Source organism: Qipengyuania sp. ASV99 (assembly GCF_047872805.1).
In the GTDB taxonomy this organism is placed as follows: Bacteria; Pseudomonadota; Alphaproteobacteria; order Sphingomonadales; family Sphingomonadaceae; genus Erythrobacter.
Genome location: NZ_JBLQUK010000007.1, coordinates 112,941 through 139,189 on the forward strand (window position 1 = coordinate 112,941; position 26,249 = coordinate 139,189).

25 protein-coding genes and 1 other RNA gene are annotated in these 26,249 nt (G+C 59.6%); 12 read left to right on the plus strand and 14 right to left on the minus strand.

The features are described 5' to 3' along the window. Positions 1 to 5: 5 nt before the first annotated feature. The 8 genes from ACM64M_RS09815 to ACM64M_RS09850 form a co-directional block, all read right to left on the minus strand. Entirely contained in the window at positions 6 to 533 is a 528-nt protein-coding gene (locus ACM64M_RS09815) for a hypothetical protein (RefSeq protein WP_416228506.1), read from the minus strand. Positions 534 to 698: 165 nt separating this feature from the next. Beyond that, positions 699 to 1,310: a fasciclin domain-containing protein gene (locus ACM64M_RS09820; protein WP_416228507.1), complete on the minus strand. Its 612-nt coding sequence runs from the start codon at positions 1,308 to 1,310 to the stop codon at positions 699 to 701. Positions 1,311 to 1,487: 177 nt separating this feature from the next. Beyond that, positions 1,488 to 2,258: an anti-sigma factor domain-containing protein gene (locus ACM64M_RS09825; RefSeq protein ID WP_416228508.1), complete on the minus strand. Its 771-nt coding sequence runs from the start codon at positions 2,256 to 2,258 to the stop codon at positions 1,488 to 1,490. Then, the gene (locus ACM64M_RS09830; protein ID WP_416228509.1) at positions 2,255 to 2,842 is read right to left on the minus strand and encodes a sigma-70 family RNA polymerase sigma factor; all 588 of its coding nucleotides are present in this window, start codon (positions 2,840 to 2,842) and stop codon (positions 2,255 to 2,257) included. The genes ACM64M_RS09825 and ACM64M_RS09830 overlap by 4 nt, the downstream gene beginning before the upstream one ends. Then, entirely contained in the window at positions 2,842 to 3,813 is a 972-nt protein-coding gene (locus ACM64M_RS09835; RefSeq protein WP_416228510.1) for a cation diffusion facilitator family transporter, read from the minus strand. Before ACM64M_RS09835 ends, ACM64M_RS09830 begins: the two co-directional genes overlap by 1 nt. 4 nt (positions 3,814 to 3,817) lie before the next feature. After that, entirely contained in the window at positions 3,818 to 4,516 is a 699-nt protein-coding gene (mtgA, locus tag ACM64M_RS09840; protein WP_416228511.1) for a monofunctional biosynthetic peptidoglycan transglycosylase, read from the minus strand. 94 nt (positions 4,517 to 4,610) lie between these two features. Next, positions 4,611 to 5,513, minus strand: a complete 903-nt coding sequence (rpoH, locus tag ACM64M_RS09845; RefSeq protein WP_416228512.1) for an RNA polymerase sigma factor RpoH — start codon at positions 5,511 to 5,513, stop codon at positions 4,611 to 4,613. 133 nt (positions 5,514 to 5,646) lie between these two features. After that, on the minus strand, positions 5,647 to 6,612 hold the full coding sequence (locus ACM64M_RS09850) for an RluA family pseudouridine synthase (RefSeq protein ID WP_416228513.1): 966 nt from the start codon (positions 6,610 to 6,612) through the stop codon (positions 5,647 to 5,649). 144 nt (positions 6,613 to 6,756) lie between these two features. Here ACM64M_RS09850 and ACM64M_RS09855 point away from each other — a divergent pair, with 144 nt between their 5' ends. From ACM64M_RS09855 to rnpB, 5 genes are all read left to right on the plus strand, one after another. After that, positions 6,757 to 7,128 (plus strand): M67 family metallopeptidase, encoded by a 372-nt coding sequence (locus ACM64M_RS09855; RefSeq protein ID WP_416228514.1) that lies wholly within the window; start codon positions 6,757 to 6,759, stop codon positions 7,126 to 7,128. Between the two features lie 137 nt (positions 7,129 to 7,265). Next, complete coding sequence (locus tag ACM64M_RS09860; protein WP_416228515.1) at positions 7,266 to 7,919, plus strand: histidine phosphotransferase family protein; 654 nt, start codon at positions 7,266 to 7,268, stop codon at positions 7,917 to 7,919. Positions 7,920 to 7,936: 17 nt separating this feature from the next. Then, positions 7,937 to 8,647, plus strand: a complete 711-nt coding sequence (locus tag ACM64M_RS09865; protein ID WP_416228557.1) for an N-acetylmuramoyl-L-alanine amidase — start codon at positions 7,937 to 7,939, stop codon at positions 8,645 to 8,647. A 69-nt stretch (positions 8,648 to 8,716) separates the two neighbouring features. Further along, entirely contained in the window at positions 8,717 to 9,412 is a 696-nt protein-coding gene (gene aqpZ, locus ACM64M_RS09870) for an aquaporin Z (protein ID WP_416228516.1), read from the plus strand. Positions 9,413 to 9,483: 71 nt separating this feature from the next. After that, positions 9,484 to 9,921, plus strand: an RNA gene (gene rnpB, locus ACM64M_RS09875) — RNase P RNA component class A. Positions 9,922 to 10,019: 98 nt separating this feature from the next. On the opposite strand, the gene ACM64M_RS09880 is transcribed toward rnpB, so the two are convergent. From ACM64M_RS09880 to ACM64M_RS09895, 4 genes are all read right to left on the minus strand, one after another. Further along, on the minus strand, positions 10,020 to 13,544 hold the full coding sequence (locus tag ACM64M_RS09880) for an autotransporter domain-containing protein (RefSeq protein WP_416228517.1): 3,525 nt from the start codon (positions 13,542 to 13,544) through the stop codon (positions 10,020 to 10,022). A 213-nt stretch (positions 13,545 to 13,757) separates the two neighbouring features. Beyond that, positions 13,758 to 15,068 (minus strand): UDP-glucose dehydrogenase family protein, encoded by a 1,311-nt coding sequence (locus ACM64M_RS09885; RefSeq protein WP_416228518.1) that lies wholly within the window; start codon positions 15,066 to 15,068, stop codon positions 13,758 to 13,760. Positions 15,069 to 15,131: 63 nt separating this feature from the next. Continuing rightward, positions 15,132 to 15,938: a metallophosphoesterase family protein gene (locus ACM64M_RS09890; RefSeq protein WP_416228519.1), complete on the minus strand. Its 807-nt coding sequence runs from the start codon at positions 15,936 to 15,938 to the stop codon at positions 15,132 to 15,134. Then, a complete protein-coding gene (locus ACM64M_RS09895; protein ID WP_416228520.1) occupies positions 15,910 to 16,311 on the minus strand; it encodes a hypothetical protein in 402 nt (133 codons plus the stop codon). Before ACM64M_RS09895 ends, ACM64M_RS09890 begins: the two co-directional genes overlap by 29 nt. On the opposite strand from ACM64M_RS09895, the gene ACM64M_RS09900 reads away from it, so the two are divergent. Beyond that, complete coding sequence (locus tag ACM64M_RS09900; RefSeq protein WP_416228521.1) at positions 16,298 to 17,239, plus strand: TorF family putative porin; 942 nt, start codon at positions 16,298 to 16,300, stop codon at positions 17,237 to 17,239. The genes ACM64M_RS09895 and ACM64M_RS09900 overlap by 14 nt on opposite strands. 98 nt (positions 17,240 to 17,337) lie before the next feature. On the opposite strand, the gene ACM64M_RS09905 is transcribed toward ACM64M_RS09900, so the two are convergent. Further along, positions 17,338 to 18,099 carry an SIMPL domain-containing protein gene (locus ACM64M_RS09905; RefSeq protein WP_416228522.1) on the minus strand — a complete coding sequence of 254 codons (762 nt, stop codon included), beginning with the start codon at positions 18,097 to 18,099 and terminating at the stop codon, positions 17,338 to 17,340. Between the two features lie 146 nt (positions 18,100 to 18,245). Between ACM64M_RS09905 and ACM64M_RS09910 the strand changes: the two genes are divergently transcribed. After that, the gene (locus ACM64M_RS09910) at positions 18,246 to 18,683 is read left to right on the plus strand and encodes a VOC family protein (protein WP_416228523.1); all 438 of its coding nucleotides are present in this window, start codon (positions 18,246 to 18,248) and stop codon (positions 18,681 to 18,683) included. A gap of 4 nt (positions 18,684 to 18,687) precedes the next feature. Here ACM64M_RS09910 and nhaA read toward each other — a convergent pair whose 3' ends face one another. Next, positions 18,688 to 19,920, minus strand: a complete 1,233-nt coding sequence (gene nhaA / locus ACM64M_RS09915; RefSeq protein ID WP_416228524.1) for a Na+/H+ antiporter NhaA — start codon at positions 19,918 to 19,920, stop codon at positions 18,688 to 18,690. An 89-nt stretch (positions 19,921 to 20,009) separates the two neighbouring features. On the opposite strand from nhaA, the gene ACM64M_RS09920 reads away from it, so the two are divergent. From ACM64M_RS09920 to ACM64M_RS09940, 5 genes are all read left to right on the plus strand, one after another. After that, positions 20,010 to 21,461, plus strand: coding sequence for a glycosyl transferase family protein (locus ACM64M_RS09920; RefSeq protein WP_416228525.1), 1,452 nt, complete (start codon positions 20,010 to 20,012; stop codon positions 21,459 to 21,461). A 362-nt stretch (positions 21,462 to 21,823) separates the two neighbouring features. Beyond that, a complete protein-coding gene (locus tag ACM64M_RS09925) occupies positions 21,824 to 22,633 on the plus strand; it encodes a hypothetical protein (RefSeq protein ID WP_416228526.1) in 810 nt (269 codons plus the stop codon). Between the two features lie 80 nt (positions 22,634 to 22,713). Further along, positions 22,714 to 23,628 carry a sulfite exporter TauE/SafE family protein gene (locus ACM64M_RS09930; RefSeq protein WP_416228527.1) on the plus strand — a complete coding sequence of 305 codons (915 nt, stop codon included), beginning with the start codon at positions 22,714 to 22,716 and terminating at the stop codon, positions 23,626 to 23,628. Between the two features lie 14 nt (positions 23,629 to 23,642). Then, positions 23,643 to 24,395 carry a TIGR02186 family protein gene (locus ACM64M_RS09935; protein ID WP_416228528.1) on the plus strand — a complete coding sequence of 251 codons (753 nt, stop codon included), beginning with the start codon at positions 23,643 to 23,645 and terminating at the stop codon, positions 24,393 to 24,395. Positions 24,396 to 24,557: 162 nt separating this feature from the next. After that, complete coding sequence (locus ACM64M_RS09940) at positions 24,558 to 26,234, plus strand: ATP-binding protein (protein ID WP_416228558.1); 1,677 nt, start codon at positions 24,558 to 24,560, stop codon at positions 26,232 to 26,234. The last annotated feature ends 15 nt before the right edge of the window (positions 26,235 to 26,249 follow it).

Here is a 26,249-nt window from a genome sequence, read left to right on the forward strand (position 1 = left end):
TGAAATCAGATTGGCGTGGGTGTGCCCGTTGGTGTCTTAGTGTCTACCCTGTCGACTTCAGACGGATCGCCTAAGCGGTCAAATTCGCACCCTGAGTAATAAATTTGGAAGCCATTGTTCGCGTTCGAAACTGGGATCGGTGACGGAACGGTCGTCAGATCGGCCTGACAGGTAACTTCATCGTAGTATCGGATAGCCAGCTTTCCGTCAGGGCCCCTTCCATTGATTACCGGACCAGTAAACCAGCCAGGAGATGGGTTTGCCGGGCAGTATTGGCTTGCAAAATCGCGTGCAACATTTTGGGGTGAAGTGTTTGCAAAGTAATTTGCATCTTTGCTCTGCTCAAAGTCAAAATATTCCTGGCCAACGGCCACCACTGCTTCGACGCTCTTACCCCCGCGATCAGGGCAGGGATAAGTTCGGGCAGCAGTTTCCGATTTATCCGAATCCGATCCCGATTCAATTTCACCTTGATTGCAACCTACAAGTAAAATCGGCGCAAGAGCAGAAGTTGCCAGAAAAAATTTATTCATATTGTCCCCCCATATTTTGTGACATTAACAAAAGAACGCTTTATTGCAAATGAGAAATAGAAAACCCCGCCCGGCTCTGGAGGTTGAACCGGACGGGGCCTGTGTTTAGCGCTGCCTCATTTGTTCGAGGGGAACGGCAAGGCGGCACTAGTTGGGGAAGGGTGTTTAGCCCGGCAGGAACACGCCATCGGTGACGTGAATCACACCGTTGGATTGGAACACGTCAGCCTGTGTTACTGTCGCCATGCCGCCTGCGGCATCCATGACTGCAACCATGTCGCCCATCATGTGCGCGGTCAGCTTGCCACCGCTCAGCGTGGTCAGTTCAGCGGTGCCGCCGCCCGCTTCAATCATCGCAACCAGATCACTTGCCGAAACCCGGCCCGCGACCACGTGATAGGTCAGAATTGAGGTGAGTGTTCCCTTGTTTTCCGGCTTTACCAGCGTTTCCACGGTGCCTGCGGGCAGCTTGGCGAAAGCGTCATTGGTGGGCGCGAATACGGTGAAGGGGCCTTCGCTCGAAAGCGCTTCGACCAGTCCAGCTGCCTGCACGGCGGCGACCAACGTGGTGTGATCGGCGGAATTGACGGCGTTTTCGACGATTGTCTTGGTCGGGAACATGGCTGCACCGCCAACCATGGGCACGTCGTGGCCGGAATGATCCATCCCGGCATGGCCATCAGCGGCGGCAGGCGCAGCGCCGATTGCGCCCAGCGCGGTGGTGGCGGCCAGAGCGGCAAATGCGGCGGTCTTGAATGTCTTTGTGGTCAGAGGCATCGGTATCTCCTGTGTTTGCGCGACCATGTGGTCAGGCAAGGGAGCTACGCAGCGGCCCGCGTCAGGGATGATCCCGCGCCGCGAAAGAGCGGCAAATTGGCTCAGCTTTCGGCCAAGCGTATCACCCGTGCGATGAAGCGTTGCACCTTTGCCGCGGGCTGAGCCAGCGCAGGTCGATCAGACCTGCGAAAACGCGCCTTGGGCAACCACCGGACCGGCAGATTTGTCCGCAGGCTTGCCGCCAATCGGTTCGCGGGTCAGCACCACAGCTGCACCATTTTCAAGATTGCGAGTGATCTCTGCCGGCAGGATGGTGCTGCGCACCTCGCCCGGCGCAACCACGCCCAGCGATTGCGGCGCGCCGCCGCCGGGCGGCACCAGCCACAATTCGTGATCGTGAACACCGTCCGCGCTCAGGCCAATCGCGGCAACCAGCATCCGCTCGCTTTCAGGAATATAGGTCACGTCGAGCCGCAGGCCGCTATCGCCAATCGGCATCTGCGCGACCAGCGGCTCAGCGGCTGCCAGCAGCGGAGTATCCTCGCCCGGCCCCGGCGCAATTGTCGCAGGAGGCAGGGCGAGCAGCGCAATCGCCAGCGCGGCAGCGGCAGAGGTGATCCCGGTTGCCCATTGCCAGCGCCGTAGCCGGGTTTCGAGCGCGACGACATTTGCCGCCGGGGCAGCGGTCTGGACCTGCTGCGCTGCAATCCGCGCTGCGATTTCGTCCCACACATGCGCGCCGGGCTGCGCTCCAGCGATTTCATCGGTCCACGGCGCAAACCAATTGTCCCACCACGCCTTGCGCGCGGCAAAGGCGTTATCGCTCGCCGCTTTCCCGCGTGCGGCGAGCAATTCCTCACCTTCGAGCAGACCCAACGCCAATTCGGCGGCGATCATCGGGTCGTCGCGTTCGCTTTTGGGGAAATTCGTGCCGGTTTCCTCGCTCATGACGCCTCACTCGCTTCAAGGCAGGTGCGCAATTTCTGCAAGCCTCTGCGGATCCAGCTCTTCATCGTGCCCAGCGGCACATCGGCGCGTTCGGCCAGTTCGGCATAGGTGTAGCCTTCGAAGAAAGCGCCGCGAATATGGGTCTGCGTGTTGGGGTCCAGCCCGGCGATGCAAATGTGGATCTGCGCATTGCGCTCCGCATCGACGAGCAGTGCATCGGCGAGCGGGGTCTGGTCGGGCAGCGGCAGGGCTTCCTCCACCGGCACCGATCCGCCGCGCACCTTGCCCGTGCGCAGCCGGTCCACCGCGCGGTTGCGCGCAAAGGTCGCCAGCCACGAAATAGGGCTGGCCCTCGCGGGGTCGTATCGGTCGGCGCGCTGCCACAGATTGACATATACGTCTTGCAAGGCGTCCTCGGCTTCCTTTCGGTCTCCCAAGATACGAAAGCATATTCCAAACAGTTTCACCCGCGTCGCCGCGTAGATTTCCTCCAGCGCGGTGCTGTCGCCGTCAGCCAGTCGCGCCATTGCGGCGCGCAGCCGCTCCCGCACGGCGGTCTGTGGATCCTGCGCGCCGTCCGCCATCAACAACCGGCCTTGCAGGGATCGGTCCCGCGTTCAATCTGAATGGTGGCATGGCCAATGCCAAAGCGCGCCAGCAGCCCATCGGCAAGATCGCGCAGAAACGCATCAGTATCAGGTGCTCCGGGCATCTCCAGATGCGCGGTGAGTGCGGTTTCGGTCGTCGACATTGGCCAGATATGCAGATCATGCACCGCGTTTACCCCTTTGAGCGATGCCAGATGCGCGCGCACTTCGGCCACGTCAATGCTTGCAGGAACTGCAAGTAAGCCCATCTTCAGGCTGTCCTTCGCCAGACCCCAGGTTGCCCAGGCGATCATCGCCGCAATCGCAAAGCTGACCAGCGGATCAATCCACCAGAAACCGGTGAACATTATCGCCAGCCCGGCCACCACCACGCCTGCCGACACGGCGGCATCGGCAGCCATGTGGAGGTATGCGCCGCGAATGTTGAGATCCTCCTGCCCGCGCATGAACAGCATCGCGGTGCCGGCATTAATAGCGATCCCGACCCCTGCGACGATGGCGATAATCATGCCCTGCGGCTCGCTGGGTTCAAACAATCGGTGCGCGGTTTCAAACAGGATCGCCCCGATGGCGACCGCCAGCAGCAGCGCATTGGCAAGCGCGGCGAGGATGGTCGAGCTCTTGAAGCCATAGGTATAGCGTTCGCTCGGTGCGCGCCTTGCCGCGACGCTCGCGCCCCAAGCCAGAATCAAGGCGAGCACATCGGACAGATTGTGGCCCGCATCGGCCACCAGCGCCATTGAGCCATAGAGCAGCCCGAACACCGCCTCGACCACGACAAAGGCAATGTTGAGCCCGATCCCGATCAGGAACGCATTGCCGAAATCAACCGGCGCATGGTGGTGCCCGTGACGATCATGCAGGCCGTGGCAATCGGTTGGAGCCGCAGCATGCGCACGATGCGCATGATGCCCAGAATGCCCGAAATGATCGTGCCCGATGCCCATTGCCCTATTCGTAGACGCAGGAATCGAGTCCGTCACGCTTCACAATGCCGATCCGGCGTTCGATGCTGTTGCCATGCCGCGCCAGCCAGCCGCCGGGATTGATCACCGCACGCCTTTTCGGCTGCGGCAGAGCGGCGGCCATGCGGCTGGCTTCATCGGCGGAAAGCTGCGCAGCGGAATGGCCGAAATAGCGCTGGGCCCCGGCCTCTGCACCGTATGTGCCAATCCCGGTTTCGGCGACGTTGAGATAGACTTCAATGATCCGGCGTTTGCCCCACACCGCTTCGATCCAGAAGGTGAACCACGCCTCCAGCCCTTTGCGGAAATAGCCGCCGCCCTGCCACAGAAACACGTTCTTGGCGGTTTGCTGGCTGATCGTGGAACCGCCCCTGATGCGCCCGCCATCTGCGTTCTCGCGCGCAGCCTGTTCGATCGCTTCGGTGTCAAAGCCCCAATGGGTGCAGAATTTGGAATCCTCCGCCGCGATCACCGCCGCGACCAGATTGGGGTCGATATTGCTGAGGCTTTCCCAATCCTTGGTGATGCCGTTTTCGTCCATCACCATGGTCGCGGTGACAGGCACCGGCACCCATTTGAACACCAGCACCAGCAACAGGCTCAGCCCGATGAACCACAGAATTGCTTTGGCAAGGATGCGAGCGATCCGCAGGGGAAGCGAACGCAGGGAAAGCGAGCGGGCCATAGACGCGATCTAGTCGCGCAAATGCCCGCTCGCAATGCTGTTGTGATGTGCGTTGGTCCAGGCAGCAGCCTTATGGCCCGCCCGGATCAGCGGCTTACGCCATACCCGGCAGCAGCCGGTCGCCGGCGATCCGCTGCATTGCTTTTTGCAGCTTTTCAAAGGCGCGCACTTCGATCTGGCGGATGCGTTCGCGGCTGACGTCGTAAACCTGGCTGAGTTCTTCCAGCGTCTGCGGTTTGTCGGTCAGGCGGCGTTCGGTCAGGATGTGCTGTTCGCGTTCGTTCAATGAACCCATCGCCTCGATCAGCATTTCGTGGCGCACGTCGGCCTCTTCGGCCTCGGCAACCATTTCATCCTGCAAGGGGCGATCATCGGTCAGCCAATCCTGCCATTCGCCTGCGCCTTCTTCACCGCCGCGCATGGGTGAGTTGAGCGAGCCATCGCCGCCCATCATCATCCGGCGGTTCATGTTGATGACTTCCTGTTCGGGCACGCCCAGATCGGTGGCGATCTTGGTCACGTCATCGGGGTGCAGATCGGAATCTTCATAGGCTTCCAGCTGCTTTTTCATCCGGCGCAGGTTGAAAAACAGCTTCTTCTGCGCCGCAGTGGTGCCCATTTTGACGAGGCTCCACGACCGCAGGATATATTCCTGAATGCTAGCCTTGATCCACCACATGGCATAGGTGGCGAGGCGGAACCCGCGATCGGGCTCGAATTTCTTGACGCCCTGCATCAGGCCGACATTGCCTTCGGAAATGAGGTCAGAGACGGGCAGACCATAGCCGCGATACCCCATCGCAATCTTGGCGACGAGCCGCAGATGGCTGGATACCAACTGCGATGCGGCTTCGGGGTCTTCGTGTTCGGCGTAACGTTTGGCGAGCATATATTCCTGCTCAGCGGTCAACACCGGATATTTCTTGATCTCCGACAAATAGCGGTTGAGGCTCTGCTCTCCGCTGAGTGCGGGCACGGATCTTGTCGATTTGCTCACTGTGTTCCATACCTTTCATTCGTCGACCGCGCTTGCCGGACCCCTGATGGGCATCCGGGCGTTCGGGCCACTGGGTTGCATATACAATGCATTGCATCCTTATACGATAGGTTTGCGCAATTTGTTGCGCGCTTCATCGAATAAAACGCCCAAGTTCGTCGATCAGTTCCTGCATGTCGCCGGGTAAATCTGCGGTAAATTGCAGCCTATGGCCGGTAACCGGGTGTTCAAAACCCAATTCGGCGGCGTGGAGCGCCTGACGGGCAAATTGCAGCCGGGACAATAAGGCTTTGAGCGGGCTGGGCGTTTTTCCGTAGAGTTGATCCCCTAATAATGCATGGCCAATTGACGCGCAGTGAACGCGCACCTGATGGGTGCGCCCGGTTTCCAGTCGGCATTCGATCAGCGCGCTCGATTCGAACCGGTCCAGAACGGTATAATGGGTGATCGCGTGTTTCCCACGTGAGGAATTCTTGTCGAGCACCGCCATTTTCTTTCGATTGGCGTCGGACCGGCCCAGCTTTGCCTCGATCCTGCCCGACGCAGGCGAGGGCTGACCGCTGCATACGGCAAGATAGCGGCGGTGGACGCTATGCGCTGCAAATTGCGCCGCCAGCCCTTCATGGGCGGCGGCGGATTTGGCGACGACCAGCAGACCCGATGTATCCTTGTCGATGCGGTGGACGATGCCGGGGCGCGCGACCCCGCCGATGCCGCTTAACGTTCCCCCGCCGTTCTTGGCGCAGTGATGCAGCAGTGCATTGACCAGCGTCCCGTCGGGATTGCCCGCCGCCGGGTGGACAACCATTCCGGCAGGCTTGTCGACCACAATCAGATGTTCGTCCTCATAGACAACCACCAGCGGAATGTCCTGCGGCTGCGCCTCGGCCTCGGCGGCGGCCGGCACATTGATGCGAAATTGCGCGCCCGCCCGCGCCTTGGCCGAAGGAGACAGCGCGGGCTGCCCGTCGATTTGGACATGCCCTTGCGCGATTAAGGCCTGCACCCGCGCCCGCGACAGTTCGGTCGCATCGGCCAGCGCCTTGTCGAGGCGCGCGGGGGCGGCGATGGTGCCATGGATAGTGTGTTGGTTGCTCACTGCATTCCTTTATCCTCCAGCCGTGAGCTTGTCGAAGGGCTGCACTTGACTTAGCGAGAAGCGATGCCTTTCCGGACTAACAAACTGCACGTCAACGCGGGGCGAAATTGCCCAAGGCAAGCGGAAATTCAGGTGCTGCATGATGTGGACAAAGCAATGCGCGCCGCTGCGGTTTCTGCCTTTCCGCGTGAGGCTTGTGGCATCCTTCTGGGGGAAGGCGAGCGGATTACCCAGGCGCTGGAAACCCGCAACGTTCACCTTTCGCCCGAAACCCATTTCGAGATTGATCCGCAGGCGCTGATCGATGCGCACCGGGCTGAACGTGAGGGCGGGCCGAAGCTTATGGGCTATTTCCATTCGCATCCGAGCGGTGAACCGGTCCCTTCGGCAACCGACCGGGCAATGGCGGCGGGCGACGGGAAAGTTTGGGCGATCATCGCAGGGGACAATGTGAGGCTATGGTGCGATGACACCAAGGGCTTTCGTGCCCTTTCCTACATTGTCGTTGAGGATTAGAACGCGAGGGATGAAAACCGAAATTCACTGCGTCCCCGACTATTCGAAGGCATTCATCGACCCAAAGTGGATAGATGTATTTTTTGCCCCTAGGACTGTGTTCCATGTGTTCCATCCTGTAGGAAACCGGACCTGAAATGACCTCGCAAACTGATCTCGCCGCGATGATGTGTTCGCGGCTGTGCCACGACATGCTTTCACCCGTAGGCGCGCTGTCGAACGGGCTGGAACTGCTCGCCGATGAACGCGATCCCGAAATGCGCGCGCGCTGCGTTGAATTGCTCGAACAAAGCGCGCGGATCAGCACCCAGAAACTCAAGTTCTTCCGGTTGGCGTTTGGCGCGGCTGGCGGGTTCGGAGAGGCGGTGCCGGTCGAAGAGGCGCAGGATGTGATCTCCGCGCTCGCTGGCGAGAACAAGCGGGTGGAGCTGAATTGGGCGATTGCCGAGGCAAGTCTGCCCAAACCGGCGATCAAGGTGCTGCTCAACCTTGCGCAGATCGCGCTTGATGCGCTGGTGCGCGGCGGCACGCTCGATATCGGAGCGGAGCGGCGTGATGGCAATGTCGAAATCGTCGCGCGCGCGGTGGGCCCACGGATCGCCTTTGACGAGACGATCGGCGCGGCGTTGCAGGGTGATCTGGACCCGGCTGATATCACTAGCCGCACGGCGGCGGCGCATATGATCGCGCTGCTGGCAGAGGAAATGGGCGGCGGTCTGCAATATGCGCTGAGCGAGGATGCGCTGGTGCTGGGCGGGGTCTTGCCCGAGCCGGAAGGCATGATCTGGTGAACGGCGATTGGCGGGACATGGAAGTTAGCGAACTGGTCCATGCCGTGCTCCCATCGCCCAATTTCAACGAGCGCGCCCTGCCGGTGACGATGCTGGTGCTGCATTACACCGAGATGAAACCGGTCGAAACCGCATTGGCGCGGTTGACCGATCCCGATGCCGGCGTGTCCGCGCATTACCTCATCAGCGAAGACGGCAAGGTCACGCAGCTGGTTTCGGAGGCAAAGCGCGCCTGGCACGCGGGCTCTTCATACTGGCGAGGGATCAAGGATGTGAATTCGGCGAGCATCGGGATTGAGCTGGATCATCCCGGACATGCAGGCGGTTACCGCGAGTTTGCCGATGCGCAGTTTGAGGCGCTGGTTCCGCTGGTCGCCCGGATAGTGAAGCAACACGACATTCCGCGCGCCAATGTTGTCGGCCATTCCGATGTCGCGCCCTTGCGAAAGATCGACCCGGGCGAGCTGTTCCCATGGGATCGGCTGGCGGAATACGGGCTGTGCCTGAAGCGTCCGGCAAAGCTTGAACTGGTCGATCCGTTCCACAACGAAGGCGCGTTCATCCTCGCGCTCGAACGGTTTGGCTATGACATCACCGAAGGGCGCAAGGCGATCGAGGCGTTTGAGCGGCGCTGGCGGCCCGAGCGGATCGAGGGACAACCTGATGCGCAGCTTGGTGCGATCCTGTGGAGCCTGCTGCTGGAGCGCGATCGGGGGAGCGCGAGATAATGGGTTTGGGGGGAAGTGGCGGGTGTTCCGACACCGGCAAACAACAACGATAATGGGAGGAAACGCAAGATGATGAAGAAACTGACAGCCGAGTTTGTCGGCACTTTCTGGCTGGTGTTTGGAGGGTGCGGTTCGGCGGTCCTCGCCGCAGGCTATCCGGAACTGGGCATTGGATTTGTGGGCGTTTCGTTGGCCTTTGGCCTGACGGTATTGACCATGGCCTATGCTGTCGGCGGGATATCGGGCGGTCACTTCAATCCGGCGGTTTCGTTTGGCCTGGCGCTCGGCAAGCGGTTCGGCTGGAACGAATTGCTGCCCTATTGGGTGGCACAGGTGCTTGGATCGTTTGTGGCAGCGGGCACTCTGTTTGTCATCGCGAGCGGGACGGCAGGCTTCGAAGCGGGTGGTTTCGCGTCCAATGGCTATGGCGATCTGTCGCCCGGCGGATATTCGATGACTGCAGTTCTGGTAGCGGAAATCGTGCTGACCGCGCTGTTTCTGATCATCATTCTCGGTTCGACTTCGGCCAAGGCTCCGACTGGGTTCGCCCCGATTGCAATTGGCCTGGGGCTTACGTTGATCCACCTGATCTCAATTCCGGTAAGCAACACATCGGTCAATCCGGCGCGTTCGACCAGCGTGGCCTTCTATGCCGACACGGCGGCTGTGTCGCAGCTCTGGCTGTTCTGGGTCGCGCCTCTTGTTGGTGCCGCGATTGGCGCGTTGGTTTGGAACTACCTGCTTTCGGATGATGAAGCGGCATAAGCGCTGTCCCAGTCTGGAAAGTGAAGGGCCGCCTTTCCTAAAGTCGGCCCTTCCTGTATAAGCCACGTCGTCAGGGGGCTGAGGCAGTCGCGTGTGCCTTTGGGCGCGCGAGGAAAGTCCGGGCTCCACGAAACAAGGGTGGCGGGTAACGCCCGCCGGGCGTGCGTCATTGGGCGTGCGTTCAGGGAAAGTGCCACAGAGAGTATACCGCCGATGGACCCTAAAGGTCACAGGCAAGGGTGAAAGGGTGCGGTAAAAGCGCACCGGGGCTCTGGCAACAGTGTCCGCATGGCAAACCCCACCCGGAGCAAGGCCAAATAGGGGTCTCGCGCCCGGCTCTTCATGGGCTTGGCAGGAGTGTTTCGCTCCGAGAGACCCGGGTTGGCTGCTAGAGCCGTGCAGCAATGCCCGGCCCAGATGAATGGCTGCCACCGCAGCGCTGGTCGCCAAGGAAACGCGGATGATACTGGTTGCGGAGACAGAACCCGGCTTATGATGCTCCCTGACACCGCCTCGCCTGACAGCATGGCCCCGCAACGCTAAACGCCGGGCCTTGCCATAATGGCAAGACCCGGCATCTTGATTGCCGATCCAGTGGGTAGCAGTTCTAGAACCGCCAGCTCAGCGAGACGCGACCCTGATCGTTGGACAATGCGCCCCGGCCCATGTCGGAAGTGACAGAGAGCGAAGCGCGTAGGTTGGTGCCAACCGCCATCTCTGCTCCGGCATTGACCGACACCCACTGCCCGTCAAGCTGATTGGCGATGGTGAAGGGCGTGTCGGCCGCGCCAGCGAAATGTGCGGTGACGACGTCCGATGTGTCCGCCAACTCCTTTGCATAGGCAACCGAGCCGAAAGCGCGGATTGCGCTGGCTTCCCCGGTGCGGATGTCGAGTGAAGCCATTGCCCCGACTTTGGCTCCCAGCGATGTAAAGCTACGGTCCGCCACCGACAGACCGAACGCGCCCGCTCCAATTTCATCAAAACCACCGATTGAGCTGCGGACATAATCGATGCTCAGCGCCGGTCCGACTTCAAAGCCCTTGGCAAGGTCGAAGGCATAGCCAGTCCGCATTCCGCCAAAGGTCTGGTCGCCGCCCGATTGACCAATGGCGTTTTCAAAGGCGGTGCGGAAGTCACCCTGCGCCGCGCGTTCAACTCCGTACTTCTGGCTGGCGGTTCCGGCATAACCATCGGCGAACAACTCGCCATCAGACCAGGTGGCATAGATCGCGACCGATTGGCTGCTGTCTTCCTGTGGCTGCAATGCGCCAGCCGATTGCTGGCTGTTGCGGATGTTCGAAACCGCGATCCCAAAGCTGAACCCTTCTGCGATTTGCAGATCGGCCCCGATGGTCATCTCGCCGGCCTCAGTGAGCGCAGCCTGCTCCAGAGCATTCGCGCCGATATCTCCGGAGCTGGTGCCATTGATGCCGAACGCGCCGAACCCGCTTGTGCCATTACCCAGGACGCCAGACTGCTGCCCGCCGTTTAAGAATACGCCCGAAGCACTGCCGAAAATGCCGATTGGGCCGGATTGACCCGGCGTCGTTCCGGCCAAGGCAAAACTGGCGTTGCCCGCTGCCGAAAACCCGCCCGCCGCGCTCGATCCACCGCGCAGCGCGAGCGTGCGCTGTGCAATCTGACCGGTGAACCGCTGCGAAAACGTATTGGCAGTAAAGGTCTGGTTGAACGCGCTGGTCGGAGCCAGCGAGGTCAGCGTTGACGCCAACGTGTCGAAAGTGGCCCCGTCAAGCACCGCAAACAAGTCTGCGAACTGATCGAACCTCGATACTCGGATCGTATCGATCGCCGAACCCAGCGACCTCATCGAGCTGTTGCCGCTGAGAATGTCGCGAAGGCTGCGAGCGGTGATTTTTACGATCACGTCACTGCCTTCAACCCGGTGTTCTGCCTGAAGCAGCGCGGAGCTCGATAGCAAGGTGGTCCGTTCGAAACTGCCGTCGATCTCGCCAGCGCTCAACACGGTGTATTCGCTGCCGAACCTAAGACGCCGGTCGGTGCTAGCGACGATCAGGTCCCCGGAAAGCACTGCAGCGCCCGTGACATCGTAGCTGTCCGCTGTAACTAGCCGCCGCCGACCCACAGTGAAATCGGACCACAGTGCGCCTCCGCTCGTCTGGACATAGTCGCCATCGACGGTGAGCGCGCCGAAATCGCCAATCCCGCCTGCGCTCAAGAGCCCTTCGAGGTTGAACAGCACATTGGTGTCAATCGTGCCGCCATCACCCTCGATGACACCGCTGGCCAGCGTGTAGATTGGTGTGTTGAGCGTGCCGTTGATTTCGGCGGTTCCAGCAAATTGCTCAACATTGATGAGGCTGGTAAAATCCCATGCCGAGCCAAGCACGAAGCCGGAATCTTCACCGCTGATCACCAGTCTGTCGATTTCTACGTCAAGATCGACGGTGGTCGTTCCGGCATTGTTGAGATGGACTTCGAAATATTGCGCGGGGTTGGCAAAGGAAGTGCCCGGTGTGCCATCGGTGTTCTGCGGCACGAAACCGGTCGAACCCGGTCCGAGTAGGGCCGAACTGTTCGGCGTGTTGGCGCCGAAATTTGGAGTTCCAACGGGCGGCAGCTGAATTGACAAGCCGGATTCGGCTCCAGCAATATCAACGCCAAGGATCGTGCCCACATTGGGGCCGGTTTCGAAAACGCCAGTTTCGCTGCCCGTGGGGACGCCATTGACCAAATTGCCCGAGCCGTCATCGATGAAGAAGCCCGGATCAAGATCCTGCGTCCAATGCCCCGGATCGGACCAAACGCCATCGCCTTCGACCGCTGAGACATATTTGTATGCGGTGTTTTCGGTGATGAATTCAAAGAAGGGAAATAGCGGCGTGTAAAAGCTGATGTCGCCATAAGAATTGTTGAAGGGTGGGGACAGGTTGAAATAGCTTACCCCGCCGCTCAACACGGCTGTCACCACCGGGAAATCATACAATTCGTCCACGATCAGCGGCGAACCGCTATCGCCCGGCGCGGTTGCGACTTCGTTTGGCAGCGCATCGCCATCGAACCAGTCAATCGCCAGCACCGCACCGATTGTCGGGCAAGAAATGCCGCCACCTGAAAAGTTGCAAAGGTCTGAAAAGCCTAATTCGTCACGATCAGGCCAGTCGAAATCGGTCATGTAATAAGTCTGGCTGGGAGAGCCGAAAGATATGGCATTAGGTGCGTCGGCTGGGAACACTGCATCATCAAGATCCGCAAGAGACGCGACCGCGCCCAGCATGTTCTCGCCAATGCGCCGGAGGAATGAACTTCCGGTAGTGCCGCCGCCAAATGCATCGCCAAAGGTGCCATAGCCGACTTGCACAACATGAGTAAGCTCGGTCAGCGGGGTCAGCAGCAGTGGGGCCGAAGGCACGTCGGTAATCGGCGTATCGACCGCGATCAGCGCAATATCAGCCCATGGGAAAGGAAGCCCGCCGTCATCCGAATTAGCTGAGGCGTGGATCACAACGTCAGTGCTTGTCGCAAGGCCGCCTTCGGCATAGCCCGCGCCCGAATCAATGAATGCGGTGCGCTGTGGCCCCGTATCCGGGCCGGTGCCGATCAGAATCGCAAATGGTGCCCCGCTTTCGGCAGTGCCCCATGTTTCTGATGAGAAGAAATTGACGCAGTGCGCTGCGGTAAGAACCGTGCGCGGATTGATAAGGGTTCCGGTGCAGTTCAGGAAAACTGCACCGTCAGAATGACGCCCGATAAACATCTGCACAACTGAAGGCTGAGTGTTGTTCACATCGACCGCGCCCGGCCCGTTTGGATCGACATCGTCGCGGGTGATTATCTGCGGATCGATGTTGGGCCGACCGGCGCGAAGGTTGCCGCTAAATTGCAGAAGCGATCGATCGATCGATCCCTCAAATGCTGCCCTGAAAGTCGTCTCGTCAAAGCCCGCGAATGTATCCACGGTGACAGGACCAGCCACACGCGGCATGATTGAACGCGAGGTCGGACCAGCGGGAAGCCGATATTCCTCGGCCTGTGTATCATCGAGAGTTGCCCCTTCGGCTTCGCCTTCCGAAGCATGCGCTGGCACAGCGGCAAGCGCTCCGGCAAGCGCCACAATACCGACGCCGGACAGAAAATTGCGTTTCTTCATATATGCCCCCAATTAAGTAAAAACCCCTACCCGAGTCGGAAGCTACTCTAGTGCGGCGAAAAATCCAGAGCCGACGTGACAATTTTTTCAGGCGCAACAACAGCTTGTAGATTGCCGGTGCCAGTGCTGCTTCGGTAGCATACAATAAAAAGCGGCACTTGGCGAAAATGTCGCCAGGTGCCGCCGAAACTTCTCAGACTTTGCTGATCTCGCTTAGTTTCGCCCAATGCTCGCGTAGATGAAGCCAGCCGCGCGGACATCCTCCGGGCTGTAGATATTGCGCAGATCGACGAGCACAGGTGCTGATGCGAGTTCCTTGACTCGCATCAGATCGAGCGCGCGAAAGGCATCCCATTCGGTGACAATCGCAATCGCTTCGGCGCCTGCGATGGCGCTGTAGGGATCATCGCACATGGTCACATGCGGCATCAATGGCCGTGCTTGCTCCATTCCTTCGGGATCATAAGCGGATACTTCGACCCCGGCGTCGGTAAGGGTCTGGGCGATCGCGATTGATGGAGAATCGCGCATGTCATCGGTGTTGGGCTTGAACGTCAGGCCCAGCAGCGCCGCCTTCTTGCCACGCGCCTTGTCCGCGCCGCCCAATGCATCGAGCACTTTGCGGCCCATCGCCCGTTTGCGGCTCTCATTGGTCTTCACCACCGCTTCGACGATCCGGGTCGGGCTGTCATAATCCTCCGCTGTCTTTAGCAGCGCCAGCGTGTCCTTGGGAAAGCACGATCCGCCATAGCCTGGACCGGCGTGGAGAAATTTCGAACCGATGCGGTTGTCCATGCCAATGCCGCGACTGACATCCTGCACATTCGCGCCCACTTTCTCGCACAGATCGGCCATTTCATTGATAAAGGTGATCTTGGTCGCGAGAAAGGCGTTGGCGGCGTATTTGATCAGCTCGCTACTGCGGCGTGAGGTGAACAGGATGGGGGATTCGTTGAGGAATAGCGGGCGATAGACTTCGCGCATGACTTCACGGCCAAATTCGTCCTCCGCCCCGATCACGATCCGATCTGGGCGCTTGAAATCGCCAATCGCAGCACCTTCACGCAGGAATTCGGGATTCGACACAACCGAGAATTTTTGTGCGGTGCCGGTGTCCCTGATGATACGTTCGACTTCATCGCCGGTGCCGACGGGCACGGTCGATTTGGTGACGATCACTGCGTCATTGGCGAGGCTTTCGCCCACTTCCCTTGCCACTGCATAGACAAACGATAGGTCCGCATGGCCATCGCCCCGGCGGCTTGGCGTGCCGACTGCGATAAAGACAGCGGCGGCACCTTTGATCCCCTCAGCAAGACTGGTGGTGAAGGACAGGCGCCCGGCCTTCACATTGCTTTCGACAAGCGCATCGAGACCTGGCTCATAGATCGGCATCACGCCTTCATGCAAGCGGTCGATCTTGCTTTGATCCTTGTCGATGCACACCACATCATGGCCGAAATCGGCAAAACATGCGCCCGAAACGAGCCCGACATAGCCCGAACCCACCATTGCAATCTTCATGGCGTCATTGCCCCTATGAAACTTACCGCGAAACTGTGCTCGAACCGCGCAACCGCCGCGCAACTACTGCGGGCGCTCGCCCTGGAAAACCTCCACCGGGCCGCCGTCGATCTGGCTGGCCTGGACGATCCTGCGCTGGTCGTTTTCAAGCACGAGCGCCGTAAGCACACCTGAACGGAAAGCGCCAGTATCAATCCCGATTCTGTTGCCGCAATCCATCACCTGATCAAAGATGGTATGACCATGGACGACGACCTTTTCCAGCGGGCCATGATGATTGAGGAACCGGTCCCTGATCCACAGCATGTCGCTGCGCTTCTGTTGATCCAGCGGAACCGAGGGATCGATCCCGGCATGAACGAACAGGTAATCGCCTGCGACGATCATGTCCTCAAAACTCTGGAGATAATCAAGGTCAGACTGAGGGATAAGCTGCGGCATCAAGGCAAACAATTCATCGAGGTTCATTGCGTTGAATTGCTTGCGCGACAGTCCGTAAGACAGCACCGTTTCTCGCCCGCCATGTTTCAGGAAATGGCGCAGCACCTCCGGTTTTTCAAAGGAGTTGAGGAACATCTCTTCGTGATTGCCCGCCAGCACCCTTACTTTGCGTTTTGCCTGCCAAGCGCGCGTGCGGGCAATCACCCCGGCGCTGTCCGGGCCGCGGTCAACCAAATCGCCGAGCAGCACAACTTCCGTATCCGCAGCCTCGCGCGATGCATCGTCGGCATCAATTGCGTCGATCAACGCCGCATACAGGTCGAGGCGGCCGTGGATGTCGCCAATGACGTAGTAACGCGTGCCGTCTGGCACAGCGGGCAGCGGCGGCCGAGGGCGCGGTCTAAACAGATTGCGTATAGCGTTGAACATGGCTTTTCATTTGATCCGGTGAGGCGTCGTTTGTCAGATCCGCTTGGCAGCGTGCTGCACTAAAGGACGCGCGCGGAAGCGAGCTTTTAATCGGATTGGAACGAGACAGCAACCGAGCCATGTCTTGCTGGCCTGCGGCGCCATTGATTGTTGTAGTGAACCTGTTGGAAAGCTGATGCATAAAATCAACAGTGCTGTGCGTTTGTGGACGCAGGTCAGGACCCAGCCGCAATTTCTCTTGTGCTATGCAGCATTTGTGTGCACGATTGTTTCGCATTTGGCAGAGATTGCTCATAAAAATACGCAGCCGCTGAATGTGCAGGTGGGACGAAGCAACAACAAAAATTAAGGAAGTTGTCATGCTCACGTCCATCCGCGGCCTCTCGGCCGCAACCCTCTCTGTTGGTCTGCTGCTATCTGCGGCTCCAGCTTTCGCTCTTGATGCTTCATCGCAAGCCTCCACGACTTCGCCTGAGGGCAATGTTTCGGAGGAAGCCGTTGTTGATCCCGCAATTAGCGAAGAACTCATCGCGACCTCTGCTGCGCTCGACAACCATGGCGCCAATGGCTCAGGGCTCGTTCTGACCACACAGGTCGAACGTGCGAGCGAACCGCTTGATGAAACAAATGTCAGCAACATGGGCGGCGAAAGCGGTATTACCTTTTCAGGCAACATTGCTTTCACGTCCGAATACCGGTTTCGCGGCGTCGATCTTTCCGGCGGTGAGTTTGCCGTTCAAGGCGGCTTTGATCTCAGCCATTCCTCAGGCCTCTATGTCGGCACGTGGGCATCGAACCTCGATGAACAGACTGTCGGATTCGGGTCGACCGAGGTTGATGTTTACGGCGGTTGGAGCGGCGATATTGCTGGCGGTTTGAGCGCCGATGTCGGTGTGATCGCCTATCTCTATCCCGATGCTGGCGCTGGCGATTTCAATTATGTTGAATTTTACGGATCGCTGAGCGTCGCAATCGGTCCAGCTTCGCTGACTGGCGGGGTCGCCTATGCGCCCGATCAGGATTCGCTCGGTTCGACCGACAATCTGTATCTCTACACCGATCTGGGCATCGGCATTCCTGATACGCCGATCACGATCAACGGCCATCTGGGTTACACCGATGGTTTCCTGACCTTCACCAATGACAGCAAAGCGATTGACTGGTCGATCGGAGCTGATCTCGCTGTCGGCCCGGTCACCTTTACTGCCGCTTATGTCGGTGTCGAAGGGGATGTGCTGGTTGATCCGTTCGGCACATTCACTGACGATGCATTCGTGTTGACTGTCGCTGCAAGTTTCTGAGGCTGCAGTCTCCAGAAAATGAACACAGCCCGCAGACAAGCGGGAGGAACGGGGGCGCAGGACCACAATGGTCTTGCGCCCTTTCCTTTGCGTACGGACTAATCGATCAGGAAATTGATCGTAGTGACAACGCGGACCTTCTTATAGGGGCTGTCTGAAACGCCCCAACCGCCGCTTTCGCCGTCGCGGGCCTCGATCGTGAAGTAGCCTTGCGTTGCCTCTTTGATGGTGCCGACGCTCGCGCCCGAATCCTCGGCAAATTGCTCGGCAGAAGCGCGCGCATCGCGGGTCGCTTCGGCCACCATTTCGGGCTTAATCGCGTTTAGGCCAGTAAAGGAATAGCTCATCGCTGAACCTTCTTCGAGGAACACCCCGCGCCCGACCAGATCAAATTGTTGAGCGACGGCCCGCTGTGCCCGCTCGACGTCTTCGGTGCGCAGGGACAAGCGTTGGCGAACCGTGTAGGTCGTGCTGCCCTGATCGGTGAAACTAGAGACATTGGCGCCGGTTGGTTGAAGCGCGTCGTCGGGAAACCCGAGATCTTTGAAAAATCCTTCGATGGCGTCGGTGTCGCGGCGGACCTTACCCTGCGCGTCGGCGAGGTTGGTGGAACTGGCAGAATAGGATATCGTCCAGGTTGCCAAATCAGCGACCACATCGCGCTCCGCCAGTCCGCGCACTGTGACCGCGCGGTCCGCGTCCTTGGCCCGAAGCAGCCCGTCACCCAGCAGATAGCCGCCAAGCACCAACCCTATCGCCGCAATCCCCGCGGTGCCAAACCAGCGCAGGGTGACTGGCTCAAGCAGGGTTTTACGATCCCCGATGGGCAATGGTGTTTCGACTTGTGTATCTTCGCTCATGACGATCTCCGGCCTGTTAGGTTGCGCGATGAGCTGTGCCAAAATAGCGATGAACCGATTTTGAACGGATAATTTAATATGTGAAGGATTCCACCCTTGCGGTCATTGGTTGAGCGCTTAAGCCGGCGGGGCGAAAGGATATTCCTATGACCAAGTTTCTCCATTCCATGATGCGGATCACTGACCCGCAGGCGACGGTTGATTTCTTCAAGCTGATTGGGCTGGAAGAAGTTCGCCGCTTCGAGGTTGAAGCAGGCCGCTTCACGCTGATTTTCCTCGCGGCACCGGGACAGGAAGGCGTGGCCGAAGTGGAACTGACTTACAATTGGCCTCCCGAAGACGGCAGCGAAGCCGAATCATACAAGGGCGGACGCAATTTTGGTCATCTCGCTTACCGCGTCGACAATATATACGAGACATGTCAGCGGATCGCCGATGCCGGCCACATTATCCACCGTCCGCCGCGCGATGGGCATATGGCATTTGTCAAAACGCCCGATGGAATTTCGATAGAACTCTTGCAGGTAGGCCGGCTGGAGCCTCAGGAACCCTGGGCCAGCATGGAAAACACCGGCAGTTGGTAATCGCTCAGTCGCCTAGGTAAGGCGAACGGTCGTCGTCCGGGTGGGTTGTCGTCATGCGCAGGATGGTGAAACCCACCACCGCGGAAATGAGCGAACCGAGCAGCGTTCCGATCTTTGCTTCGTCGATCAACTCGCGCGAGCCGGGGAACGCCAACTCGCCGATAAACAACGACATGGTAAAGCCAATCCCGCAGAGGATCGATACGCCCCACACCTCTGGCCAGTTTGAACCCTTGGGCCGGACAGCAAAGCCGACTTTCTCCGCGCCCCAGATTGCCGCAAAAATGCCGACTTGCTTACCCAGAAACAGGCCCGCCGCGATCGCCAGCGGCAATGGAGCGAGCACCTGGTCGATGCCCATCCCTGTAAAATCCACACCTGCATTCGCAAACCCGAACACCGGCACGATAAGGTAGGCGCTCCATGGAGCGAGCGAATGCTCCATCTTTTCAACCATGGTTTCGTCGTTGGGCCCAACCATCGGTATCATGAGCGCGGCAACGACACCGGCAATGGTGGCGTGAATCCCGGAATTGAGAACGAAATACCAAAGCACCAATGCGAGCAGGATATACGGCCAGTAGCTCGCCACCTTCATGCGGTTTAACGCATACATGACTGCCGCCACCACTGCGGCAAGCGCAAGGTAGCCGAGTTTGAGATTGGCGGTGTAGAAGACCGCTATCACCAGCACTGCGCCAATATCGTCCACAATCGCCACGGTCAGCAGGAACAGCCGCAGCGACGATGGCACGCGGTTGCCGAGCAGCCCGAGCACACCCATGGCGAAGGCAATATCGGTCGCCGCAGGTATTGCCCAACCTGACATCAACGCCTCGGCGTCTTCGGCCTGAACGAACGAAACGTAGATCAACGCTGGCACCGCCATCCCGGCTATCGCCGCGAGCACAGGCAGTTTGCGCTGATCATTGGTAGATAGTTGTCCCTCAATCCACTCGCGCTTCACCTCCAGCCCGACGACGAAGAAAAAAATCGCCATCAGCGCGTCGTTGATCCACAGATGCAAAGTGTTGAGCTTGAACAGGTCAGCCGAGAACAGCTCACCGTGGAACAATGTGTGATATTCCTCGTGGAGAGGGGAATTGGCCGCCAGCATCGCCGCAGCCGCAATCAGGATCAGCAGCACGCCCGCCGACGCATCGCCGACAAAAAGCGCGCGCACAGGCGCGAACAGAGAACGGAGCGGATTGGGGGGTATAATTTTATTGTCAGTCATGTTCACCGCCCTCATTTAGAAAAGTGAGAACGGTTGCAAGGCTTAACCGGGACGGTTACGCTAATTTCTTAACAGAGAGAGGGGTCGCTTTGTCTGTTTTTGATTGGGACGTGTGGCAATGGCTGGCTGTGTTTCAGCATGAGCTGTTGCTGTTTGCGGGTGTATTTTTTCTGATCGGAGCGCTGGATGATCTGGCGGTCGATGCTGTCTGGCTATGGCTCCGGGCGCGTGGGCGTGCGCGGACGCCTCGCGTCAATCGGGGCGAATATCAGCGCCGCACACTGCATGACAGGGCCGCAATTTTCATTCCCGCATGGCAAGAAGACGAAGTGATCGGCGAAACCATCGCGCATCTGTTGGCGGTCTGGCCGCAAGATAACCTGCGGCTGTATGTCGGGATATACCGCAATGACCCCGCCACACTCGAGGCCGCGATGCAGGGCGGAAGGGTTCTGGGCGGCGTTGGCGATCCGCGCCTGCGACTGGTGATCCACGACTGCGCCGGCCCCAGCACCAAGGCGGATTGTCTCAATCGCCTGTTTCAGGCGATGCGCGATGACGAACGGCGCATGGGTCAGAATTTTGCCTGCGTCATCTTTCACGATGCAGAAGATATGGTTGACCCTGCCGGGCTGGGATTGCTCGACAGCGCGATTGCCGATGGTGCCGACTTTGCACAGCTCCCGGTGGAACCGCTTCCGCAATCCGGGCACCGCTGGATGGGGAGCCATTATTGCGAAGAATTTGCCGAAGCGCATGGCAAGGGGATGGTGGTGCGCAGCGAAATTCGCGCGGCACTCCCGGCAGCAGGGGTGGGCTGCGCAATTGGCCGCAAGGCACTGGAACAATTGTGTCAACGCCACGAGGACGGTTTCCCGTTCGCGCGAGAATCGCTGACCGAGGATTATGAACTTGGCCTTGCCATTGGAGAGCAGGGCGGGGACTGCCGGTTTGTGCGAGCACGAGGTGAGGATGATCTGCTGATTGCGACCCGTGCGTATTTCCCGGCGCGGCTTGATCATATCGTGCGCCAAAAGACCCGCTGGGTGCATGGAATTGCACTGCAGGGATGGGACCGGACCGGCTGGTCTGGCGGCGTCATTGAAAGCTGGATGCGTGCCCGCGACCGGCGCGGCCCCTTGACCGCTCTTGTGCTAACGCTGGGTTATACATTGCTGGCGCTTACTCTGGTGTTGGCAATAGCGGTATCATTGGGCTTGGCGGAGGGCATGCCGCTGGGTCCCGAGCTACGGACATTGCTGATCATAAATCTGGTATTTTTCGCATGGCGAGTTTGCTTTCGCTTTGCCTTTACCGCGCGAAATTATGGCTTGGCCGAAGGTGTTTATGCGGTGCTTCGTATACCGCTGACCAATGTGGTGGCGATCATGTCGGGCCGCCGCGCAGTCTCGGCTTATTCCCGGACGATTCTTGGTGCTGCGGCGCAATGGGACAAGACCCCGCATAGTTTCCATCCGGCGCAGCGCGGCAAAATTTCGACACGGCCCTTAACCAAGGCCCATGGGTTGGCAAGCGGATGAAGGCTGCATTTGCAAGCCGCCGGCGAGGGACCCCGCTGGTCATGCTCGGCTTACTGCTGGGCGTGTGGGTGTCTGGGCGTGCTGCGCTATGGGAAAGTCCGTTTCCCACTACCGCGCTTGAACTGCCGGGACCGGGATTCTTGTTCGCTGATCGGGGCGAAGCGGGGAATTCAACCAACACTCTCCCAGACCCAGGGCGGTCGGGCAATGCATGGGTGTCGGTTGATCCAGCGCGCGGTTTTGGGCGCCAGAGTTCAACCTTCGCCCGCGCCAACAGCCGCACGCTTGCAACGGACCCTGTGCCACCAGGGTTAAACTCGATCGCTTTGAGCCCAATCGTGGCTGCCGGGCATCAGCTTCTGATGGCAGCTGCATTTCGGGTCGACATTGCACCCCAAGCCGCGCACGAAGTGAGCCGTGCGCACCAATCCTCTGGGCCGCGATCGGGCGGAGCGGATGCGGGAGCCTTTGCTCCGCCGTATTTTGCGCCGCAACAGAGCGCCGATCGCTGGTCGCTCGACGCCTTTGCCTTTTACCGCGCGGGTTCCGATTCCACGTCGATTTCGCAAGGGCGCGTGCCGGTTTACGGGGCAAGCCAGATGGCCGTGAACCTGCAATATCGTGCCGCGCCGAACTCTGCCCATGATCCGCGCGCCTATCTGCGCGCCTACCGGGCATTCGTGCCCGATGGCGAGAACGAAGTGGCCGCCGGGCTGTCAGCGCGGCCTTTGGGGGCAGTGCCAGTACGGCTAGGTGCGGAATTGCGCGTGACCGACAACGTTTTTGGCACCGAAGTGCGCCCTGCAGCTTATGCGGCGACAGAGCTACCGGCAGTTGGACTGCCATTCGATCTGCGCGCCGAAGCCTACGGCGGCGCGGGCTATGTCGGTGGCCGTGCTGACACTGCCTATGCCGATGGACAAATTGCTGTCACGCGCGAAGTCGTCCGGTTTGGCGGCGCTGACAAGCGCAGCCTGCGGCTGAGTGTGGGCGGCGGGGGCTGGGGCGGCGCGCAGCGCGATGCCAGCCGACTCGACGTCGGCCCCACCATGCGGATCGACATGACTATAGCGGATGTGCCCGCTCGCCTTGCAGTGGATTGGCGAGAGCGGGTCGCCGGAGATGCCGCGCCCAACTCTGGAATAGCCGCAACGCTTTCGACACGGTTCTAGGCGTGACGCGAAAGCGGGTTTCGGGGATCAGCGGCACGCGCTCACTTCCCACCTTATCGCCGCTGCGGTAGGCGATTTGCATGGATGTCTATCTGCCCATAGCGAATCTGTCGGTGAATGGCCTCTTCATTGTGCTGCTGGGCGGGTTGACCGGTATCCTTTCAGGGCTGTTTGGTGTCGGCGGCGGGTTCCTGACTACGCCGCTGCTGATATTCTACGGGATTCCGCCCACCGTCGCAGCCGCCTCTGCCGCCACTCAGGTGACCGGGGCCAGCGTTTCGGGAGTGATCGCGCATGGAAATCGCAAGGGCGTCGATTACCGCATGGGCATGGTCATGGTGGGCGGCGGAGCAATTGGCGCACTGATTGGCGCGCTGCTTTTTCGACTGCTTCAGGCATGGGGGCAGATCGATGTCGTCATTAGCATTCTCTATGTTCTGCTCCTCGGTTCGATCGGCTCTCTGATGATGCGAGAGGCGCTTGGCGCGCTGTTCCCGAAAGATGGCAAGGGCGAGGCAAAGCCGCGCAAACGGCGCCACCACCCGCTGGTGTCTGGCCTCCCATACCGCGTGAGGTTTTATCGATCGGGTCTGTATATTTCGCCGATTGCGCCCGCGATCTTGGGCGTTCTGGTGGGTATCTTGACTATGCTGATGGGAGTTGGCGGGGGCTTTATTCTGGTCCCGGCGATGCTGTATATTCTTGGGATGAGCGGTAATGTTGTGGTCGGAACTTCGCTGTTCCAAATCCTGTTTGTGACGATGGTGACGACCATGGTGCATGCGCTCACAACCAAATCGGTGGATATTGTGCTGGCCGGATTGCTGCTGCTGGGATCGGTGCTTGGTGCGCAATTCGGCACTCAGATCGCCATGAAAGCGCGGCCCGAAGTGCTGCGATTGGTGCTTGCCGGGATCGTTATTCTGGTCGCGCTGCGGATGCTGTATGGCCTCGGCGTGCAGCCTGACGAAATTTACACGGTCAGCCCGCTATGAACCACCCGCGCATAATGGCTGCAATGGCTCTGTTGACGGTGGCACCAGTCTTGATGGGCCAGCGCGAACCTGTCCTGGTGCCTGAAGTCAGCCAGTCGCGGGTCGAGGTGCGGCAAGGGTTTACCGGCGCGGACCTGCTGCTTTACGGTGCGGTGATTGACCCGGCGGGGTCGGCCAGCCGCACTCAATACGACATTGTCGTGGTGCTCAAAGGGCCCTCGCAGCCGATCCGTTTGCGCGAAAAAGAGCGGATCGCAGGTATCTGGATGAATTCGGGATCGAGCGATTTTCAGTCTGCCCCATCGTTCTTCGCGGTCGCCGCGTCCAGTCCGATCGAAGAGATCGTCGATCCCCGCACGGCCGCGATATACGAGCTGGGAACCGAATTTATCCAGCTAAGCCCGACCGGTCAGATCGAACCCGAGGAACAGGCCCGATTTGCGCGCGGCCTGGTCGAAATGCGCGAACGGCTGGGGCTCTATAAAGAAGAGCCAGACGGGGTGCGGATCAGCGAAGGCGTGCTGTATCAGGCACGCATTGCGCTGCCGTCAAATGTCACGACCGGCGAATACACCGCCGAAACCTTTGCCATTGCCAATGGCCGCGTGCTGGCCAGCGCAACGGCGGATATCGAGGTGGTCAAAGTTGGGCTCGAAGGCCGCGTCGTGGTCGCAGCGCAGCGCTGGGCTCCGTTTTACGGGCTTGGCGCGATTATCCTGTCGCTAGGGATGGGATGGTTTGCGGGCAGATTGTTCGCCAAGTCCTGAACCCGCGACAGGCTGCTGCCGCCTTTGAATTGAGCGATTTCTGTCAGCGCCGCATGGTAATGTTGACGCGATCTTAACCCCGTTGCGGCATTGCCATTGGGCGAGCAATCGCCCGGACCCAAACTGTCCGGCACCACGATCCAAAGGGCCAAGTACGACCGCATGACCGATATGGGCAGCCATGATTTTGCAGCAGCAGGCAAGGCCGCCGCATCGGACGATGCAGACCAAGCGATCGATAACGCGCGCCTGCCAGTCGGCGTAGTGCTGGAAATTTCGGGCGCCGGCTCGCAAATCGCGCTCGACCTGCAACGGCTCAACGAATGTATGGATGACGATGATCGCTCGGTCGCATTGGCAGGCCAGGTCGGCAGCCAGATCAAGATCCGCGTCGGCAATGCCTGGCTGCTCGCCAATGTCCGCGATCAACGCAAGGATCGCCGCAACGAATCCGGGATTATCGCGCATATCGATTTCCTTGGCGAAGGCTCCGAAGAAGTTCTCACCGGGCGCATCCACGGGTTCAAGCGCGGGGTTACCCGCTATCCGGTCCCCGGCGCGATGGTCTATCCTGCTACGACCCGCGATCTGGAACAGATTTACGCCAGCGATGGCCGCGCCAACATTACCATCGGAACGGTATTTCCGACCAAGGGCATCCGCGCCGGTCTGTATATCGATGCCTTGCTGGGCAAGCACTTTGCCTTGCTGGGATCGACCGGCACGGGCAAATCGACCAGCGCTGCGTTGATCCTGCACCGCATCTGCGAGGCCGCACCCGAGGGTCATATCGTGATGATCGACCCGCATGGCGAATATTCCGCTGCATTCCGCCAGACCGGTCAGATCCTCGACGTCTCGAATTTGCAAATGCCGTACTGGCTGATGAATTTCGAAGAACATTGCGAAGTGTTGTTGACCAGTGACGGCAACGAACGTCAGGTTGATATGGACATTCTGGCGAAATGCCTGCTGCACGCTCGCGGTAAAAACCGGCTTGCGGAAACCATGGGCAAAATCACCGTGGATTCGCCGATCCCCTATCTGCTGTCCGACCTTTCGACGAAGCTTCAGGACGAGATGGGCAAGCTCGACAAGGCGACGTCGTCTGCGCCTTATATGCGGATCAAGGGCAAGCTGGACGAGATTAAGAACGATCCCCGCTACCAATTCATGTTCTCCGGCATGCTGGTGGGGGACACGATGGGCAACTTCATCTCCAAGGTTTTCCGGATGCCGGGCAACGGCAAGCCGATCTCTATCATTGATGTCTCCGGCGTCCCGTCGGACATCACCTCCACCGTTGTCGCCGTCCTTTCGCGGCTGGTGTTCGACTTTGCGATATGGGGCCGCGAAGAAGCAACCCGCCCGATCCTGCTCGTCTGCGAAGAAGCTCACCGCTATGTCCCGAACGAAAAGAATTCGGACGGCTCTTCGGTTGCCAAGATTCTCAGCCGCATCGCCAAGGAAGGGCGCAAATACGGCATTTCGCTGGGCCTCATCACGCAGCGCCCCTCTGACCTTGCTGAAGGCGTGCTGTCGCAATGCGGCACGATCATTTCAATGCGGCTCAACAACGACCGCGATCAGGCGTTTGTGAAAGCCGCAATGCCCGAAGGCGCACGCGGATTTCTCGACTCCATCCCGGCGCTGCGCAACCGCGAATGCATCATTTGCGGTGAGGGCGTCGCTATCCCGATCCGCGTCAATTTCGACACGCTCGAGGAACACAAACGCCCCGCATCCGAAGACCCCAGTTTTTCCGCCCTATGGCAGAGCGGCGGCGGGGAAGAGGAACTGGTCGAGCGGGTCGTCCTGCGCTGGCGTTCGCAGGGCTGATCGCCCGGCTGGCAC